Here is a 17,567-nt window from a genome sequence, read left to right on the forward strand (position 1 = left end):
CGTATTCCTTTTTCAACGGGAGAAACCCGCGCCCCTACTGCGCAAAAGCCGCCAGCCCCAGCAGCGATGTCCGCACTGTTTTTCAGGATGCGTCGATATCTGCAACGACCTGCAGATTTTGTTGTCTTGGTCTAACCACAACGCCTGTTGAACCAGCAAGATAAACATGCAACGATTTAACTGTTCACTTTGCAGAATTTCCATGGCGTCTGTGAATTATTTTCCCAGCTTTAGAATGTAAAAATCAGCGTTCTCCTCAAACCCGACATCACAACTACTAAAACTGCGTTTCCGGGCTCTGAGCAAACGCGCTTTATAAGCTGCAACGTATCAAAAGTCTATTGCTACGCGGTAAACATGACGGCCAGTCGGATCGGCAATTTTTTCGCTTAGAAATAAACTATTTGTTTGAATGAGCAGAATTGACCTAAATTATCGATACGTCCGGAAGGGGATCCATCCAGACACACCGTGTCCCACTTCTGTCTGCCTGTGCGCGATCGCGCCGGGCCTCGCAAAGGTATGTCCAGAAATTTTGCTTTCAGAATTGGCACGTTTAATGCTTGTTTGCTGACGCTTATTTGTTCAATTAAAAATTAATTCGTCGTCTTTTTGTCCACCTTAGATTATCACTATGCTAACAACTCCAGTGATCGAAACCCACCTGAATGCCTTTCATGAGGTAATTGCAGAATGCACTGACCTCAAAAGCCGTGTTGAGACGGAGCGCATGGCGGTATCGGCGATTACGGCAGCGATTGTCAATGCAGGTGTAACGCTCGCCAGGCGAGGTTACATGACACCGCAAAAGGTGGAAGTACTAACCCTGTCGATCGAAGAGAACGCGCTCGACCTTAAAGCGGCGCTTGATGAAGTCGATGCCTCCATTCGCACGGCCATTGGCCCTGTCGAGAAATTCGCCGCAGTAACGGAACGGTTGAGGACGGCTCAGAAAGGAGCGCTTCCGGTTCACGTCGAGGCGGCAGCGAGTCAATCAGGAGATCCGGAAGCCTTGATGTTCGATTCATTGGTCGCTCAACACTCTGCGTTATGCGAGCATTTACTGGAAAGCGTGCGGGAACTGGCCAATAAAGCCACGAACCGGCTCGATGATCTGCGGGAAAAGATCGACCGGCTGCAGTCGTCTTATGGAGAAATCACTGCGGCGATGGCATCGTGACGCGTCGCGGCGCGACGCCGGTGGACGCGCGTGTTGCGCTGCGTTACGTTGCGGGCGTTACATCGGCAGGAACAGGCATGTGACCGGTGAGTACCGGTGAATGAAGGCGGCCCCCTTTCTGCGTCGACGAAGACGGACCGTTCAAGCGCCCCGTCCGGCACCGCAGCGCAAAAGCCGGCGCAGGGAAACGCGGCCCGGCGTTTTTCACCAGCGGCCGCCGAGCTTGCAGCAGCGCCTGTTCGTCCGCGAACACGCGGCGGAAATTGGATGATTCCGCATTGCACCGTAGCGTGCTATCGTTTTCATGCCGGAATCAGAACGTCCGGCACACGTCAATCATCTTCGTGAGCTCCGCCATGAACGATGTACGCCACAATCTCACCCCGACCGACCGCGTGGAATTGCTCTGCTGGCTTACGTGCGGAAGCCTCGGCGCCTACTATCTGAACGGCTCCTGGCCCACTGCGGCTTTTCACGTACAAGCGGCTCACAAGTGGCTGGACAGGCATAAGCGCCAAGCTGAATGGCTCGCCATCGCAAAGCTCGCAGCGATTGCAGCCGACCTCGCCCAACGCCATTCGGAACTCGTGGATGCCGATTGGGCCCGCGATGCCGTGGAAGAGATCCTGGACAGCGACGACCTCAACTATCAATCGGAGCTGGTGTTGCGCGTGCTCGATGAATGCAAGCGCGCGCTCGCCGATAAACGGCCGGCCGACTGACCCGGCAAAATCAGGGGCCTTCCTTGATGAGAGTCATCGATTCGACGAAAGCCCCCTGCCTTGAAGCGCTTTGCTGCGTCGGCTTTACTGCGCCGGCTTCAGAATCTCGTGCGCATCCCGATCCGGATTGCCGTTGACGAATCCCCCGAGCCGACATACACGCCATTGGAAAACACGGGTGCCGAGCCACCGCCGAGAAACACCGGCGCAGCGCCGCCCGATACCCGCAAGTAGGTGGCGCTGGTGTAGACGTCCGTGCGCTTGGACAGCGCATAGTCAAGCAGCACCGTCCCGTTCTGAAACTTCTGCTCGCCAAGTTTGCTGCACCAATAGCCGCCCATCAAGGTCGTCGCCGGGGTCAACTGAAACACCTCGTTGATCTCGTAGGTCGGCATCGAACCGCTGTCGTTGGCGACGCGAAAGTGGGTATCGGTGAAAAGCAGCCGCGTGAGGCTGCGTCCGTACCGGTAGCTCGCACCTGCGCCGATCGTGCTGACGCTCGTGGCCAGGACCGGCGCCCCCGACAAGTTCGGAAACAGCGTGGTACCCGCCTGGGTCGGCGCGTTGAGACCGAGATCATGGGTATCGGTGTAGGCGACGCCAGCCTGGAACGGGCCGCCGTCGTATCGAGCGCCGAACGCGATCACGCGTCCGGTCCCGGCCGAGACGGATTGCGAAGGGAACGCATAGAGGGCGCCGAATGAAAAACCATAATAGGTTGGCGACTTGTACTTGAGCGCGTTGTTGATGTGCAAGGTGCCGGCCAGATGGTCGAAGTCGCCCGGATGCCAGGAGTATTGCCCGGCGTACTGCCCCATCGCGAACTGCGTGAGATTGTCCCAGAAGAAGTCGTATTGCTTGCCGAGCGTGAGCGTGCCATGACTGGTGTCGGTGAGGCCCACCCATGCCTGGCGGCTGAACAACACGCCGGACTGGACCATGGTGCCGTTATATAGATTAAAGCCATTCTCCAACTGGAAAATAGCCTTGGCACCGCCGCCAAGATCTTCGCTGCCTAGCAACCCCCAGCGATTCGACTGGATCGAGCCGTCGTTCGCCACAAAGGTTCCGTGCCCGTTCAGATTGCTGAAGTACGTGATGCCGGCGTCGATAATGCCGTACAGCGTGACGCTGCTTTGCGCGTAAGCGCAAGGGGTGGCCATCGCCGATATTGCCAATGCTGCGGCGCTGCAAATCCATCTCTTCTTCATCGCGTTGTCTCCATCAGGTTTTTTTATGCAAAGCGGTTCCCCGCCCCTTCGTCGAGGGGATGTCGGGCGTGCAATGACGACGGCTAAAGGATCTCGGTACGACTCAAACGGTATGACTCGAACGTGTGAATCAGCCGAGGAGTGTTGAACAGGCGAAGCCCGTAGTCGCGTGGCAGCGAATGCCGGGTTTTTCAGGTACCGCGTGCGGCTCGCCGCGGGTCAAGCCGAGCGCCAAACGCGGGCAAACGTTCGTCGGGCAGATCGCGTGGCGCCGATGCGTAGCGAGCCCTGCTTGGGCGACCGGCTTGCTGCGCTAATACTGCCGGCCAAGGAGCGTCCGTTCATCTTGTCTCCGTCTCTTGTTTTTGGGTTGAGACAGTATCGCCCGGCAAACAGTTTTGATTTATTCTTTCAATTAACGTTATTGATTTGCGAACCGAATCAATAAGTGATCTTGACGACTTTGGTAACGGGAAACGAGAGACCCGATGCAAAACGCCCGCGTGAGCGGGCGTCGAATGTTCGGCAAATCAAAGTGTTCTGGAAAGCGGTTAATAGGTCTCGAGATGCAACCGACCTTCCCGTTTGAGCGCCCGCCATAACGGGTCCCATTCAATGCCGTTCTGCACGGCAATATCCCGCAGCGCTTGCAGCACGCCGTCCTCCATCCCCTTGAGCCCGCACACATAGATGAATGTGTTGTCATCGCGCAGCATCTGCCCGACATCTGCCGCACGTTCGCGCATCGCGTCCTGGACGTAGCGCTTCGGCTGCCCTGCAGTGCGTGAAAACGCCAGGGTTGTATCGATGAAATCCTTCGGCAGATTCACGAGCGGTCCGAAGTAAGGCAACTCCTCCTTGGTCCGCGCGCCGAAAAACAGCATCAGTTTGCCGGTCGCGCCCTTCAACCGCCTGCGTCGCCGGTATTCCGTCATCGCGCGCATCGGGGCCGACCCCGTGCCCGTGCAGATCATGAGCAAATGCGAGTTGGGATGGTTCGGCATCAGGAACGTGCTGCCGAACGGACCGATCACATTGACCTTGTCGCCCTTCTTCAAGTCACACAGATAGTTCGAGCAGACGCCGTCCGCTTCCTTACCGCGATGATCCTGCGTGACGCGTTTGACCGTCAGCGACAGGTTGTTATACCCCTCGCGTTCGCCGTCGCGCGGGCTCGCGATGGAGTACTGGCGAGCGTGGTGCGTCTTGCCGTCTTGCGTTGCGCCCGGCGGCAAGATGCCGATCGACTGACCCTCGACCACCGGAAATGGCGTGGTGCCGAAATCCAGCATGATGTGATGAATATCGCTTGCGGTGGACTCGCCGGTAAGCCGGTAGTTGCCCACCACCGTCGCCACGATCGGCAGCTTGTGCGTGTACAAGTTCACGTACGGCTTGGCCGCCGACCAAGGCGGCAAAGTCGAGCCGCGCGCCGTATCCACGTCGATGCCTGCCGGGCTTTCGTCGAGGTTATCCGCTGCGCTGGCGCCGGCATCGGCGCTGGCTGGAGCATGGTTATCCAGCGCCGCGCTTGCCGTGGTGTTCTGCGCCGGCAGTTCGTCCCAGGTGAACTGCTCTTCAATGCTGTAGGCCTGCGATTTCAGCACCGTGCGCCAGTTGTCGATAGAGCCGGTAGGGCACGGTGAGATGCACGCCATGCAGCCGTTGCAGACCTCAGCCTTGACGACGTAGTTGTTGGCGTCGTGTGTAATGGCGTCGACAGGACAGGTCTCTTCGCATGTGTTGCAGCGAATGCAGATCTCCGGGTCGATCAGATGCTGCTTGAGGACTTCCATGGGGGCTGGACCGTTCATTGTTGTCTCCATCTGCACCGGGACCGCAACGACATTGCGCTAGCGGTCCCGACGCGCCTGCTGAATTGCTTAGTTGAAGCGCACGTAGTCGAAATCGACGGGCTGGCGATTGATGCCCATCGCCGGCGGTGCGATCCAGTTGGCGAACTTGCCCGGCTCGACGACGCGGCCCATCAGCGAGGCGACATACGCACGATCCTCCGGCGTCGGCAGCCATTTCGCCTCGTTCGCTTTCCATTCGTTTTCATTGACCAAGCGCCCGTCGGGTGCCACGCGCACGCCGGCAAAGGTGCCGATCTGACGGTTGAACGCCTTGTGCGGCACGCTCAGGCGAACGTCGATACCCGCCTTTTCCAGCACCTTGTTCCAGCGCCCGACACCTGCCACGGAATCCCTGATGTAGTCATCACGCAGCACCTCGTTCATGGCGTTGAGCATGGGCACCTCGCGCTCGACCAGCTTGCCGTCCTGAACGTCGAGCAGCTTGTAGCTCTGGCCGTTCAACTGATGATCGTCGTCTCGCTTGCTTTCTTCGTAACGGCCCTTGAGGCCCGAGCTATAGAAGGTCGCCGCGTTCGACGAATGATCCGCACCGAACAGATCGATGGTCACCGAGTAGTGGAAATTCAGATAGCGCTGGATCGTTTCAAGGTCGATCACGCCGGCCGCGCGGATCTTGTTGACATCGTCGGTCTTCAGTTCGTTCATGACCTGGGAGGTCCGCTGGATCACCCGCGAGACGCCCGATTCGCCCACGAACATGTGATGCGCTTCTTCCGTCAGCATGAACTTCGTCGTGCGCGCGAGCGGGTCGAAGCCGGACTCGGCGAGTGCGGACAACTGGAACTTGCCGTCGCGATCCGTGAAGTAGGTGAACATGAAAAACGCCAGCCAGTCCGGCGTGCGTTCGTTAAACGCACCGAGAATGCGCGGATTGTTTTCGTCGCCGGAACGACGGTCCAGCAATGCTTCGGCTTCCTCACGACCGTCACGGCCGAAGTAACGATGCAGCAGGTATACCATCGCCCACAAATGACGCCCTTCCTCCACGTTGACCTGGAACAGGTTGCGCAAGTCATACATGGACGGCGCCGTGAGTCCCAGGTGCCGTTGCTGTTCGACCGATGCAGGCTCGGTATCTCCCTGCGTCACAATGATTCGCCGCAGGTTCGCGCGATGTTCGCCCGGCACCTCCTGCCACGCCGCTTCGCCCTTATGCTCGCCAAAGCTGATTTGCCGGTCCGCGACGCCGGGCGTGAGGAAAATGCCCCACCTGTAGTCCGGCATCTTCACGTGATCGAAATGAGCCCAGCCGCCGGCGTCCACGCTCACGGCCGTGCGCAGATACACATCGTAGTTCGGCGAGCCTTCCGGCCCCATGTCGCCCCACCATGACAGGAAGTTGGGCTGCCATTGTTCGAGCGCGCGCTGCAGCGTGCGGTCGTCGGCGAGATTGACGTTGTTCGGGATCTTTTCGCTGTAGTTGATCGTAGACATGGTTATTTCCTTATAGCCGTGACGTTGACGAGCGCTTGATTTGATCGCTGAATGAGCGAGACCGGGCGGTCATAAGCGTCAGACGCGATTGAGGTCGAATTGCGCCTTGCTGCCTTTGCCGTACACCTTGAGGGCACCCTTCTCCCCCACCGCGTTCGGCCGGTTGAAGATCCAGTTCTGCCAGGCCGACAAACGCCCGAAGATGCGCGTCTCCATCGTCTCGACGCCGTTGAAGCGCAGGTTGGCCTCAAGGCCCGTGAGCGCATCCGGCGACATGGCTGCACGTTCTTCAATAGCAATCCGGATCTCGTCGGCCCAATCGATATCGTCCGGCGACGCGGTAACCAGTCCGAGACGCTCCGCTTCGACTGGCTTAACCGGCTGTCCGATCTGCTCGCGTACCGCGTTCATTGGCTCCGTTTCGTCGTAGAAACGGCGGCCAAGGCGCGACTGGCCCGTGATCATCGGATAGAGGCCAAAGTTCGCTTCCGAGAGCGTCAGCACTGGTTCCTCTTCCTCATTGCTCGGCAATGCGGCCATGTAGCTGCGGTCGCAGGCAAACGCGAGTTCGGCGAAGGTGCCGGCGAAACATGAACCCGGCTCGATCAGCGCGAACAGCGTGCGCGACGAGACGTCGATACGTGCCAGCGTACGGCGCAACATGCCGATGGTTTCGCGAACGAACCAGTGGTCGCGATGCTCGAGAAGCGTAGCGTCCGCGGCGAGCAGCGTGCGTGCGTCGCCTTCGGTCTTGAAGATCCAGGTGCCAATGTCGAGTTCATTCGTGCGCATGCACAGGATGGCGTCGTCGAGTTCGCGGGCGAACTGCAGGGGCCACCAGTTAGCGCCGGCCGCGACGATTTCGCTTAAGTCCGACTGCGGGTTCGTCGACGGCGCTTTCGCGGTGAAGGTTGCGGTACGGCGAGCACGGTCGATGCTGATATCGACGGTCGCATAGCTCAGGCCATCGGCGCGGTCCGTGCGTTCTATACGCGTCAAGGCAATGCCTTGCGCTGTGGCCGGCCGGTCGCTTTGCGCGGCCAGTTCCAGCGCACGCGCCTGAATCGTTTCCTTGAATACGTTCGGCTTCACGACTTCATCGACCAGACGCCACTGCTTCGCGCGCTCGCCACGCACCCCTTCAACAATGGTGCAGAAGATATCGGCGCGGTCGTGGCGAACCTTGCGTTTGTCGGTCACGCGGGTGAGGCCGCCGGTGCCGGGCAGCACGCCGAGCAGCGGTACTTCAGGCAACGCGACAGACGAAGAACGGTCGTCGACCAGATAGATTTCGTCGCACGCGAGCGCCATTTCATATCCACCGCCAGCGCAAGCGCCGTTGACGGCTGCGAGGAATTTGATACCCGAGTGGCGCGACGTATCTTCTATGCCGTTGCGCGTCTCGTTGGTGAACTTGCAGAAGTTGACTTTCCACGCATGCGATGAAAGGCCGAGCATGAAAATATTGGCGCCCGAGCAGAACACACGATCCTTGAGACTCGTCACCACGACCGTGCGCACTTCCGGGTGCTCGAAGCGCACGCGCTGCAAAGCGTCGTGCAATTCGATATCGACACCCAGATCGTACGAGTTGAGTTTCAGCTTATAACCATCACGAATACCGCCGTCTTCGGCAATATTGATGCCGAGCGTCGCCACTGCGCCGTCGAACATCAGCGACCAGTGTTTGTAACGGGCGGGCTCCGTGCGGTAATCGACGCGCTTGCCGGCCGGCGCTGCGACGGTTTCTGCCTGTACTGCGGTTACGGCCGGTGGGCCTGCGGGGGGCGTGCCATTGATGCCTGCCTGCTCCGCTGATTGCGCGACTGCCATGGATGTCTCCTTCGTACACTGAATATGATTTGTGTACCATAGTGCATCTAACGGGTCACGGCAAGCATTTTAATGCTCTTATCGGGTTAATGCGGAGGCCAGATGCTTGCTATTCCGACGCGAGTCGTGCCGCCAACCGGTCTCGCAGCGATAAATAACATTCAGCCAGCGACTTTCCGCTGGTATCGAAGGTCATGTCCGCGCGGCCGTACAGCTCGCTGCGCCCGGCCAGGATGCGTTTCAGGTCATCCATGGACTCCTTGTTACCCGACATCGGCCGCAGATCCCCCTGGGCTACCACACGACGCATGTGATCCTCGGGCGTGGCCTGGAGCCATACAGTAAAACAGTGCGTGAGCAACGCGTTCAAGGTAGCCGGCTCGGACACCAGGCCACCCGGCGATGCAATCACCGCGCGCGGATGCTCCTGGATCACCGCCTCCAGAGCGCGATGCTCATATCGACGGTAAGCCGTTGCTCCATATAGCGCATGAATCTCCGACGGCGGGCAGCCGGCCAGTTGCGCGATCACGCGGTTGATCTCGACAAACGGCACTTTCAATTCGTCGGCAAGCATGCGGCCGAGCGTCGATTTACCCGCGCCGCGCAAGCCGATCAACGCAATTCTTTCCAGCCGGTGAGGGTCCTGCGGAGCGGTGGCGAGCATCTCTTCCAGCGCTATCCGCGCGCGCTTGAGGGTGTCGTGATCGCGGCCGCTCAGCAACTCCCGGATGCGAAGCCAGTCGGGCGTCAACGTGGTTTCGTCCCCCACGATTTCCGCCAAGGTGCAGTTTAATGCTTTCATCAACTGCCGCAGGAACAGCACGGAAGCATTGCCGACGCCCGATTCCAGATTCGCCAGATATCGCTCGGAGACGTCAGCCTCTTTCGCCAACGCTTTTCTCGTCAGTCCGCGACGCGCACGCATCAAACGAACGCGCTCCCCCATTCCGACCAGGAAAGGATCGCGGGTCTCGCGCCCTTTTTCGACGTCCGCACTACTATTTCCGCCCTCAATTGGCTGCAAAACGGCGGTTTGCTTCATATCCATAACTCTCAGTAAGGTACATAAATGTACTATAGTGCTTGACATGCAACGTGTTGCAAGCTAAGTTTAATGCACCCAGTACGAAGAAGCTGACCCGTCGCCGCGAATATCTCGGAGATCGGCGCGGCCAACGGCGAACAGCGCTTTAGCGCGACGGAGATACGCATGTCCCCCAACGAGTTCCAAGGCCTGATTGCGCGCGTGACGGCAAGGATTGCGTCCCGGCCACTCGATGCAGAGCTTGAATCTTGGCTGAACGCCGAGTATGCGGCAGGCAGTACGGGATATACCGAACTCGCGAGCGCGTGCCGCACGGGCGCCCAGGAGGGCTGGCTTGCCGAGCGCGAAGCGGCAGGGATCCGTTATGGGCGCATCTTCAAGGCTTTGCCCGACACCCACGGTTTCTCCGTCGATGTCGTGCAGATGAACAATATCGCCGGGCCCCACCATGTGCATCCGAACGGCGAGATCGACCTGATCGTGCCGCTGACTGAAGGCGCGACGTTCGACGGCCATGCCGCCGGCTGGTGCGTGTACGGTCCCGGCAGCGCGCATCGGCCGACAGTCGCTGGAGGTGACGCGCTCGTGCTTTATCTGTTGCCCGAGGGGGCGATCGAATTCACGAAGCACGCGGGTTGAGCGGATGCGTCGATTCACATTGGATCATCCCATCGACTCATCAGATCAAATCAAGCAACGACCACGAAGGGCTTTTGAATGGCCGAACTATTAAGAAACTACGTCGCGGGCGAATGGGTCGCGGGCAACGGCGGCGCAACGACGCTCACCGACCCGGTCACGGGAGAAGCGCTGGTCCGCGTTTGCAGCGATGGCCTCAATCTGCGCGCGGCCTTTGACTACGCGCGCACCACCGGCGGCGCGGCATTGCGCGGCTTGACCTACGCCGCTCGTTCCGCGCTGCTTTCGGAAGTCGCGAAGCTGCTGCAAGCACGACGCGATGACTACTACGCCATTTCGCTTGCGAATTCGGGAACAACGAAGAACGATTCGGCAGTCGACATCGACGGCGGCATTTTCACGCTTTCTTATTACGCGAAACTGGGCGCCACGCTGGGCGACGTGCACGCGTTACGCGACGGCACACCCGCGAGTCTTGGCAAAGACCGGAGTTTCCAGTCGCAACATGTGCTCACGCCCACGCGAGGCGTCGCGCTCTTTATCAACGCGTTCAACTTTCCGTCCTGGGGTCTGTGGGAGAAAGCTGCGCCCGCGCTGCTCTCGGGGGTGCCGGTCATCGTCAAGCCCGCTACCGCGACAGCGTGGCTGACGCAACGCATGGTGGCCGATGTCGTCGATGCGGGCATCTTGCCCGCCGGCGCGTTATCCGTGATCTGCGGCAGTTCGGCGGGCCTGCTCGACCAGATCGAAACGTTCGATGTCGTGTCGTTCACCGGCTCCGCCGCGACCGCCGCGATGCTGCGCGCCCACCCCGCGTTCGTCGCGCGCGGCGCCCGGCTCAACGTGGAAGCTGACAGCCTCAACAGCGCCATCCTCGCAGCCGATGCGGCTCCCGGCACCGCCGCGTTCGACTTGTTCATCAAGGAAGTCGTGCGCGAGATGACCGTCAAGTCAGGCCAGAAATGCACGGCCATCCGGCGCGCGTTCGTGCCGAAACAGCATCTGGGCGCGGCGGCCGACGCGCTGAGCGCGAAGCTCTCAGGCGTGAGCGTGGGCAACCCGCGCAACGAGTCCGTGCGCATGGGTTCGCTTGTCAGCCGCGAACAATACGATGCGGTTCGTGCCGGCATCGCATCTTTGCGCGAAGAAGCGCGCCTCGCGTTCGACGGTTCGCAGGTTCAGCTAGTCGATGCCGATCCGGCTATTGCGGCCTGTATCGCGCCGCATCTTTTCGTGATCGACGACGCAAGCGGCGCGGTACGTGTCCACGATGTCGAAGTGTTCGGTCCCGTGGCAACACTATGTGGTTATGAAGTCACGGCAGGTGACGCGCTGCTCGAAGAATCTCAGGCAGTTGAACTCGCGCGGCGCGGCCAGGGCTCGCTGGTCGCTTCGGTGTATTCGAACGACGACGCGCGCCTTGCTCGCATTGCGCTGGAACTCGCCGATACGCACGGTCGCGTCCATGCCATCTCGCCCTCGGTCGCGCAGAGTCAGACGGGTCACGGCAACGTCATGCCGATGTCACTGCACGGCGGTCCCGGACGCGCCGGAGGGGGTGAGGAACTCGGCGGAGTTCGCGCCCTGAATTTTTATCATCGACGCGCGGCAATCCAGGGACCCGCCGCTTCTATCGAAGCGCTTACGGAATCGACTGGCAAGGTCGAAATTTGAAGCAACGCGCCGATACATACAGTGGCCGGCGTTCACCGCTTCACCGGCTCGAGATGATCTGTGCATCGAACAAAACCGAACGCATGGCGCACGGCACCCGGCCGGCGCATAGGCGTCGCCCCATTATCAGGAAGGAGACACCATGGACGCCATCATTGCGCCGCCCGCGACCGCCGGACAACCGGCCGCAGACGCGCCGCCGGTCAAACTCAACTTCGCAGCGCATCTGTTCGCATTGAACGAAGTGCGGGCGCAAAAAGTTGCGTACATAGACGATGACGGACCCACCACGTATGGCGAATTAGCGGATCGGGCGCGCCGGTTTGCTGCGGTGCTGAACGCGCTGGGCGTTCATCCCGAGGAGCGCATCCTGCTGGTCATGCTGGATAGCGTGGACCTGCCTGCCGCGTTCCTCGGTGCGTTATATGCGGGCGTCGTGCCCGTTGCCGCGAACACCTTGCTGACGCCGGCGGACTACGCGTACATGCTCGATCACAGCCGGGCCCGCGCGGTCATTGCGTCGGGGCCGCTACTGCCAACTATCGCGCAAGCACTCGCCGATACGTCCAATGAAGGTTGCGCGTTGATTGTTTCTCACGCGCAAGACGACAATCTCCCGGGCGAACGCGTCTTCAGGCGTCTGTTGGCCGATGCAGAACCACAGCGCATGCCCTTCGTAAGCAATGCAGATGGAATCGCGTTCTGGTTGTATTCATCGGGCTCGACGGGCAAGCCTAAAGGTGCCGTCCATACGCACGCGAACTTGTACTGGACCGCGGAACTCTATGCGAAGCAAGTGCTGGGGATCCGCGAAGACGATATCGTCTTTTCAGCGGCCAAGCTGTTCTTCGCATATGGATTGGGCAATGCACTGACCTTCCCGCTTTCGGTCGGCGCGACAACGGTGCTCATGGCAGAGCGGCCCACGCCAGCTGCCGTCTTCGCACGCCTCACGCAATACAAGCCGACCATTTTCTGCGGCGTGCCTACGCTCTACGCGAACATGCTTGCTTCGCCCGCCATGCCGGCACGCGCCGATCTCCGCTTGCGGATGTGCACGTCAGCGGGAGAAGCGCTGCCGCGCGAGATCGGCGAGCATTTTGCGGCCCATGCGGGCTGCGAGATTCTCGACGGTATCGGCTCTACAGAAATGCTGCACATCTTCTTGTCGAATCGGGCGGGTCATGTCGCGTATGGGACGACCGGCACGGCCGTGCCCGGGTATGAAGTCGAACTGCGCGACGAGAACGGCCATCCGGTGCCAGACGGCGAGATCGGCGACCTGTACATCAGGGGCCCAAGCGCCGCCCTCATGTACTGGTGCAACCGCGAGAAATCCCGGGCAACGTTTCTTGGCGACTGGCTCAGGAGCGGCGACAAATATCGTCGATTAACCGATGGGAACTACGTCTACGAGGGCCGCGGCGACGACATGCTGAAGGTAAGCGGCCAGTTTGTGTCGCCTGTCGAAGTCGAGATGGTCCTGCTGCAGCACCACGACGTTCTCGAAGCTGCAGTTGTCGGTATTACCCGCGACGGCCTCGTCAAAACGCGTGCGTTCGTGGTGGTCAAACCAGGTGTAGCGGCAACGGACGAACTCGCCGCGGAACTCAAGGCGTTCGTCAAGGCCAGGATGGCGCCTCACAAATACCCGCGCGAGATCCTGTTCGCTGACGACCTGCCGAAAACCGCGACTGGTAAAATCCAAAGGTTTAAATTACGCGAACCAGCTCTCGATGCCTGAACGTTCCCCTCCATTGCCTGGCTGCGAGTCATGGACCGATTAGACCAGCACACCCCTGCAATCCGCCTGGCTCATCTGCCCGCAACGCGCGACCGGGAATCGCTTCGTCTCGAGTATCAATGGTTGAATGCCGACCAGCCCGATGCGCCGGTCGCCGTGTTCTTGCACGAAGGGCTCGGCTCCATTGCCATGTGGAAGGATTGGCCGCATAAGCTCTGCGAACAACTGGGGTTCCGTGGCCTCGTCTTTTCTCGACCGGGTTATGGCGGCTCGACCCCGCGTGCAGCTGACGTGAAATGGCCGGTCGATTTCATGCAACGGCAGGCTCACGACGTTCTGCCGGCATTGCTCGACGTCCTTGGCATCGACAGCGCAGAACGAGCGCGGATGTGGGTCATCGGCCATAGCGACGGCGGTTCTATCGCGTTGCTTTATGCGGCGGCTTTCCCGGATGCGCTGGGTGGTGTGATTACGATTGCGCCGCATGTATTCGTTGAAGATGTGTCCGTCAAGGCGATCTCGGCGGCAACCGCTTTATACGAGCAAGGCGATTTGCGGGCCAGGCTGTCGCGTTATCACGCCGATGTCGATTCAGCTTTCTACGGGTGGAACGATATCTGGTTGAGTTCGGAATTCAGGCACTGGAACATCACGGACCTGTTGTCTTCCATCCGCTGCCCTCTGCTCGCCGTGCAAGGCCATGACGACGAGTACGGAACGATGGCGCAGATCGACGCCATTGCGTCGCACCTGCCGCACGCACAGCTCGCCAAGCTGCCAGCATGCGGACATTCTCCACCCCGCCAGTGCCCCGCCGTGCTCGATGCCGCCATCGGGGCATTCGTCTGGCGCGTCAGGAGTACCCGAAGCTCGGGCACGAACCAGGAGCGCTGAAGGACGCGACGCGCCGACTTGGGAAGACCAAAATATCGATACAATCGGTCACCCCCAACCACCCTTCGCTTCCTTTCAAATTGCATGACTGGTTCCTCGCTGCTCAAACCAAAGGTTTCACCCAGTCTGCGTTGGCTCACCCTGTGGGGACCGGGCCTGCTCGTCATGCTCGCCGACTGCGACGCCGGTAACGTGGTGACAGCGGCTCAGAGCGGCGCGCAATGGGGAGCGCAACTACTGCTGGTTCTGCTTGCGCTCATCCCCCTGCTGTATATGGTTCAGGAACTCACCGTGCGCCTGGGTATTTTCACCGGGCAAGGTCATGGCGAGCTCGTTCGCTCGAACTTCGGTCCCGCATGGGCGTGGGTCTCGGCAGTCGGGTTAGGCGTCGCCGTGCTCGGCTCGCTGGTGACCGAGTTCACTGGAGTGGCCGGCATAGGAGAAATGTTCGGCGTCTCGCGGTCCGTCACGTTGCCGCTCGCCGCCGCGTTCCTGGTGGGCATTGTGTTCACCGGCTCGCATAAACGCGTGGACAAGTTCGCCATCGTCATTGGCGCTTTCGAACTGTCCTTCTTCGCGCTCGCCTGGCATGCCCACCCGGACATTCCCGGCATGTTCCGCCAGATGACTCCGCTTCCGCTCTCCGACCATCATTACGGTTATCTCGCGGCTGCATTGATTGGTGCGACCTTCAATCCCTGGATGATCTTCTACCAGCAGGCCGCGGTCGCCGATAAAAAGCTGGGCCCCCAAGACTATTGCGCAGCCCGGATCGAAACCGCGGCCGGTGCGCTTCTCACCCAGTTGCTCACGGCAGCGGTGCTTGTCGCGGTTGCGGCAACGCTGTCGAGAGACGGTCAGCAACACTCTTTTCAAAGCGTAGGTGAAATCAGCGATGTCCTCACCATGGCCGTAGGACCGCGCGCCGGACGTTTGCTGTTCAGCGCGGGTGTGCTCGGGGCATCGATGGTCGCGGCCATTGTCTGCTCGCTGTCGCTGGCGTGGGGGCTGGGTGAAGTGGCGGGATACAAGCGCTCACTTGAAGACCGGCCCGGGAGTGCGCCATGGTTCTATGGGGTGTATGTGGCTTCGGTCGTTGGCAGCGCGACCATCGTGTGGCTGGCGCCCAACCTCATTTCGCTGAACGTCGCCGAGCAGGTCGTCAACGCGCTGATGCTGCCGCTGGTGGTGGGTTTGCTGATCGCGCTCAGCGTGACCGCGCTGCCGCCTCAGCACCGGCCCCGCGGCGCCTACCTATGGCTTGTGTGCAGCATTGCCGCGGCAGTCTCCGCGGCCGGTGTCCTGGGTGCGGGCCTAAGCTTTTTCTCCCGATAAGCGCCTCCGCTACCCCGCATTGATCCCGCTTCCGCTTGCAGCGCCACGTGCCTTAGGTGGCGCGGGCGTCGGTATTGAATGCCGGTCCATGTCCTTGCAGTCCGTCAAAACGACCATTTGAAAAGTTTCACCGTCTTCCATCGGGTAATCACTCGAAATATATTTGATCGCGTGCGCATCCGTCTCGCGGTCAGCATGCGTATCCAACCGTACGTGACATGAGAGGCGCCGGATCAGCCCTGCTGCTCCGCGTCATGCTTCGTCACGAGTTCGTGATTCACGTTTGACACAGGCAGCTCGCCTGGCGCCTCGTCGTCTGTTGTCCGCTGCTTTTCCGTCTCTGGCTTTCATCGGGCGCAGTCGCCGTATCGGTTAGTTCACAGAACGGTTCAAGGAGATATCATGTCAGAAGATTCAAAGGTCATGGATGTACTCGTGCAGCGCGCCGACAAGCTGGCGAAACGCAGACAGTTTTTCAGAAGCGCAGGCGGTGTCGGTCTTGGACTTATCGGCGGCACGATCCTTGGCGCATGCGGCGGCGGCTCCTCGGGTGCATCGGCGCAAAGCAGTGGCCCGACCGATCCGGAAATACTCAACTTCGCACTCAACCTCGAGTATCTCGAAGCAACCTTCTATGCGTATGCGACTACCGGCGCGGGCCTTCCAGCCAGCCTGATGAGCGGTGCGGGTACCCCGGGGACCGTCATTCCGGGCCATGCGGTGACCTTCTCCGACCCCGTGGTCCAGGCATATGCAAACGAGATCGCCAAAGACGAGCTCGAACATGTTACGTTCCTGCGCACGGCGCTGGGTGCATCGGCCGTAGCCATGCCGGCCCTCGACGTGGGGTACCAGAGCCCGACCGGCGCGTTCTCCAAGGCGGCGCAGGCAGCCGGACTCGTTCCTGCGGGCACGGCCTTCGACCCGTATCTGAACGACGAAACCTTCCTGCTTGCTGCCTTCATTTTTGAAGACGTCGGTGTGACGGCCTATAAGGGCGCAGCCCCGCTGATCACGAACAAGACCTATTTGTCAGCTGCCGCGGGCATTCTCGCCGCCGAGGCATATCACGCCGGTCTTGTACGCACGGTGCTGTATGCAAAAGGCATTGCCACCCCGTCGCTCGGCCTCATTGCATCAGCCAACGCAATCTCTGCTGCACGCAATGCGCTCGACAACGTGGGTAACGATGACCAGGGCATTTCCGGAGCAACGGCGGGCAGCTCGAACATCGTGCCGCTCGATTCGAACGGCCTCGCGTTCAGCCGCAATTACCCGAATGTCCTGAACATCGTCTACCTGAACAGTGCGGCAGTCACGCAGGGCGGCTTCTTCCCGGCAGGGGTCAACGGCGATCTGCACATGAGCGCCTGATCGCAAGGGGCGACCTCCTGTCTTCGCCGCGCTGGTTTCTACCGCTTGTGGTGGAAACCAGCGCGGCTTTTTAATGTGCCTCGATGATTAAAATGAAGACTCCGAAAAATACAGCATAACTAAGTTTTTTTGCTCGACATGGCACGGAATCAAACCATGCCATGAGTGAAGCCCAGGCGACCCTCGCCATGGCGCTATGGCAACGCGCGCGCTGCCCACCAGAGCTATGCCGGCGAAACCGCGTTCAGCCATCCCCCGGGCGTCCGTAAGGGAAACGAAATATTCCTATTGCGCTTCAGCCTTCAAACAGCCGACAAGCACCTTCATACACACAAGCATTAAGCAGACGCTGACCTGAACCCAGGCACTCCGCTGTGGCGCTCACACGCACGGGATCTTCGACATAGGACCGTTATAACCCCAGGCCGCCCAGAAAAAACGGACAAGTTACGCCTGCGCGGTTGTGCCTCAAACACGGTTTGTAGTAGTGTCGGGCCGTCCAGAAAGAACGGTCGAAATTACCCGGACAAATCGCGTCCGGACTAGTCGCGCGCACGCTGTCGCTTTGCCGGATGCCCTAGCAGTCAAAGACGATCAAAGCT

13 protein-coding genes are annotated in these 17,567 nt (G+C 60.1%); 8 read left to right on the plus strand and 5 right to left on the minus strand.

Annotated features, from left to right (window positions below):
- Positions 1-634: 634 nt before the first annotated feature.
- Positions 635-1,180, plus strand: coding sequence for a hypothetical protein (locus tag BSU04_RS08000; RefSeq protein WP_179258241.1), 546 nt, complete (start codon positions 635-637; stop codon positions 1,178-1,180).
- A 356-nt stretch (positions 1,181-1,536) separates the two neighbouring features.
- The gene (locus BSU04_RS08010) at positions 1,537-1,902 is read left to right on the plus strand and encodes a hypothetical protein (protein ID WP_089160169.1); all 366 of its coding nucleotides are present in this window, start codon (positions 1,537-1,539) and stop codon (positions 1,900-1,902) included.
- 98 nt (positions 1,903-2,000) lie between these two features.
- On the opposite strand, the gene BSU04_RS08015 is transcribed toward BSU04_RS08010, so the two are convergent.
- The 5 genes from BSU04_RS08015 to BSU04_RS08035 all read right to left on the minus strand — a co-directional run bounded on the left by BSU04_RS08015 (position 2,001) and on the right by BSU04_RS08035 (position 9,302).
- A complete protein-coding gene (locus tag BSU04_RS08015; protein ID WP_089160095.1) occupies positions 2,001-3,113 on the minus strand; it encodes a porin in 1,113 nt (370 codons plus the stop codon).
- 551 nt (positions 3,114-3,664) lie between these two features.
- Complete coding sequence (gene boxA / locus BSU04_RS08020) at positions 3,665-4,927, minus strand: benzoyl-CoA 2,3-epoxidase subunit BoxA (RefSeq protein ID WP_089160096.1); 1,263 nt, start codon at positions 4,925-4,927, stop codon at positions 3,665-3,667.
- Positions 4,928-4,996: 69 nt separating this feature from the next.
- Positions 4,997-6,424 (minus strand): benzoyl-CoA 2,3-epoxidase subunit BoxB, encoded by a 1,428-nt coding sequence (gene boxB, locus BSU04_RS08025; protein WP_089160097.1) that lies wholly within the window; start codon positions 6,422-6,424, stop codon positions 4,997-4,999.
- 78 nt (positions 6,425-6,502) lie between these two features.
- Complete coding sequence (gene boxC / locus BSU04_RS08030; RefSeq protein WP_089160098.1) at positions 6,503-8,257, minus strand: 2,3-epoxybenzoyl-CoA dihydrolase; 1,755 nt, start codon at positions 8,255-8,257, stop codon at positions 6,503-6,505.
- 109 nt (positions 8,258-8,366) lie between these two features.
- On the minus strand, positions 8,367-9,302 hold the full coding sequence (locus tag BSU04_RS08035; RefSeq protein WP_256982300.1) for a helix-turn-helix transcriptional regulator: 936 nt from the start codon (positions 9,300-9,302) through the stop codon (positions 8,367-8,369).
- A 168-nt stretch (positions 9,303-9,470) separates the two neighbouring features.
- Between BSU04_RS08035 and BSU04_RS08040 the strand changes: the two genes are divergently transcribed.
- The 6 genes from BSU04_RS08040 to BSU04_RS08065 all read left to right on the plus strand — a co-directional run bounded on the left by BSU04_RS08040 (position 9,471) and on the right by BSU04_RS08065 (position 16,965).
- Positions 9,471-9,944, plus strand: a complete 474-nt coding sequence (locus BSU04_RS08040) for a DUF4863 family protein (protein WP_089160100.1) — start codon at positions 9,471-9,473, stop codon at positions 9,942-9,944.
- Positions 9,945-10,022: 78 nt separating this feature from the next.
- The gene (locus tag BSU04_RS08045; protein ID WP_089160101.1) at positions 10,023-11,618 is read left to right on the plus strand and encodes a 3,4-dehydroadipyl-CoA semialdehyde dehydrogenase; all 1,596 of its coding nucleotides are present in this window, start codon (positions 10,023-10,025) and stop codon (positions 11,616-11,618) included.
- A 142-nt stretch (positions 11,619-11,760) separates the two neighbouring features.
- Positions 11,761-13,362, plus strand: coding sequence for a benzoate-CoA ligase family protein (locus BSU04_RS08050; RefSeq protein ID WP_089160102.1), 1,602 nt, complete (start codon positions 11,761-11,763; stop codon positions 13,360-13,362).
- A 30-nt stretch (positions 13,363-13,392) separates the two neighbouring features.
- The gene (locus BSU04_RS08055; protein ID WP_089160103.1) at positions 13,393-14,256 is read left to right on the plus strand and encodes an alpha/beta fold hydrolase; all 864 of its coding nucleotides are present in this window, start codon (positions 13,393-13,395) and stop codon (positions 14,254-14,256) included.
- A gap of 84 nt (positions 14,257-14,340) precedes the next feature.
- On the plus strand, positions 14,341-15,591 hold the full coding sequence (locus tag BSU04_RS08060; protein WP_089160104.1) for an NRAMP family divalent metal transporter: 1,251 nt from the start codon (positions 14,341-14,343) through the stop codon (positions 15,589-15,591).
- A 402-nt stretch (positions 15,592-15,993) separates the two neighbouring features.
- The gene (locus BSU04_RS08065; protein ID WP_089160105.1) at positions 15,994-16,965 is read left to right on the plus strand and encodes a ferritin-like domain-containing protein; all 972 of its coding nucleotides are present in this window, start codon (positions 15,994-15,996) and stop codon (positions 16,963-16,965) included.
- Positions 16,966-17,567 lie beyond the last annotated feature (602 nt).

This window comes from Caballeronia sordidicola (genome assembly GCF_002220365.1).
Classification (GTDB): Bacteria; Pseudomonadota; Gammaproteobacteria; order Burkholderiales; family Burkholderiaceae; genus Caballeronia; species Caballeronia sordidicola_C.

What these genes read in the sequence shown, in the direction of transcription:
- BSU04_RS08045 (WP_089160101.1), top strand. Translation starts at nt 10,023, where the DNA reads ATGGCCGAACTATTAAGAAACTACGTCGCGGGCGAATGGGTCGCGGGC.
- BSU04_RS08065 (WP_089160105.1), top strand. Translation starts at nt 15,994, where the DNA reads ATGTCAGAAGATTCAAAGGTCATGGATGTACTCGTGCAGCGCGCCGAC.
- BSU04_RS08035 (WP_256982300.1), bottom strand. Translation starts at nt 9,302, where the DNA reads ATGAAGCAAACCGCCGTTTTGCAGCCAATTGAGGGCGGAAATAGTAGT.
- boxA (WP_089160096.1), bottom strand. Translation starts at nt 4,927, where the DNA reads ATGAACGGTCCAGCCCCCATGGAAGTCCTCAAGCAGCATCTGATCGAC.
- BSU04_RS08015 (WP_089160095.1), bottom strand. Translation starts at nt 3,113, where the DNA reads ATGAAGAAGAGATGGATTTGCAGCGCCGCAGCATTGGCAATATCGGCG.
- BSU04_RS08000 (WP_179258241.1), top strand. Translation starts at nt 635, where the DNA reads ATGCTAACAACTCCAGTGATCGAAACCCACCTGAATGCCTTTCATGAG.
- BSU04_RS08055 (WP_089160103.1), top strand. Translation starts at nt 13,393, where the DNA reads ATGGACCGATTAGACCAGCACACCCCTGCAATCCGCCTGGCTCATCTG.
- BSU04_RS08050 (WP_089160102.1), top strand. Translation starts at nt 11,761, where the DNA reads ATGGACGCCATCATTGCGCCGCCCGCGACCGCCGGACAACCGGCCGCA.
- BSU04_RS08040 (WP_089160100.1), top strand. Translation starts at nt 9,471, where the DNA reads ATGTCCCCCAACGAGTTCCAAGGCCTGATTGCGCGCGTGACGGCAAGG.
- BSU04_RS08010 (WP_089160169.1), top strand. Translation starts at nt 1,537, where the DNA reads ATGAACGATGTACGCCACAATCTCACCCCGACCGACCGCGTGGAATTG.
- boxB (WP_089160097.1), bottom strand. Translation starts at nt 6,424, where the DNA reads ATGTCTACGATCAACTACAGCGAAAAGATCCCGAACAACGTCAATCTC.
- boxC (WP_089160098.1), bottom strand. Translation starts at nt 8,257, where the DNA reads ATGGCAGTCGCGCAATCAGCGGAGCAGGCAGGCATCAATGGCACGCCC.
- BSU04_RS08060 (WP_089160104.1), top strand. Translation starts at nt 14,341, where the DNA reads ATGACTGGTTCCTCGCTGCTCAAACCAAAGGTTTCACCCAGTCTGCGT.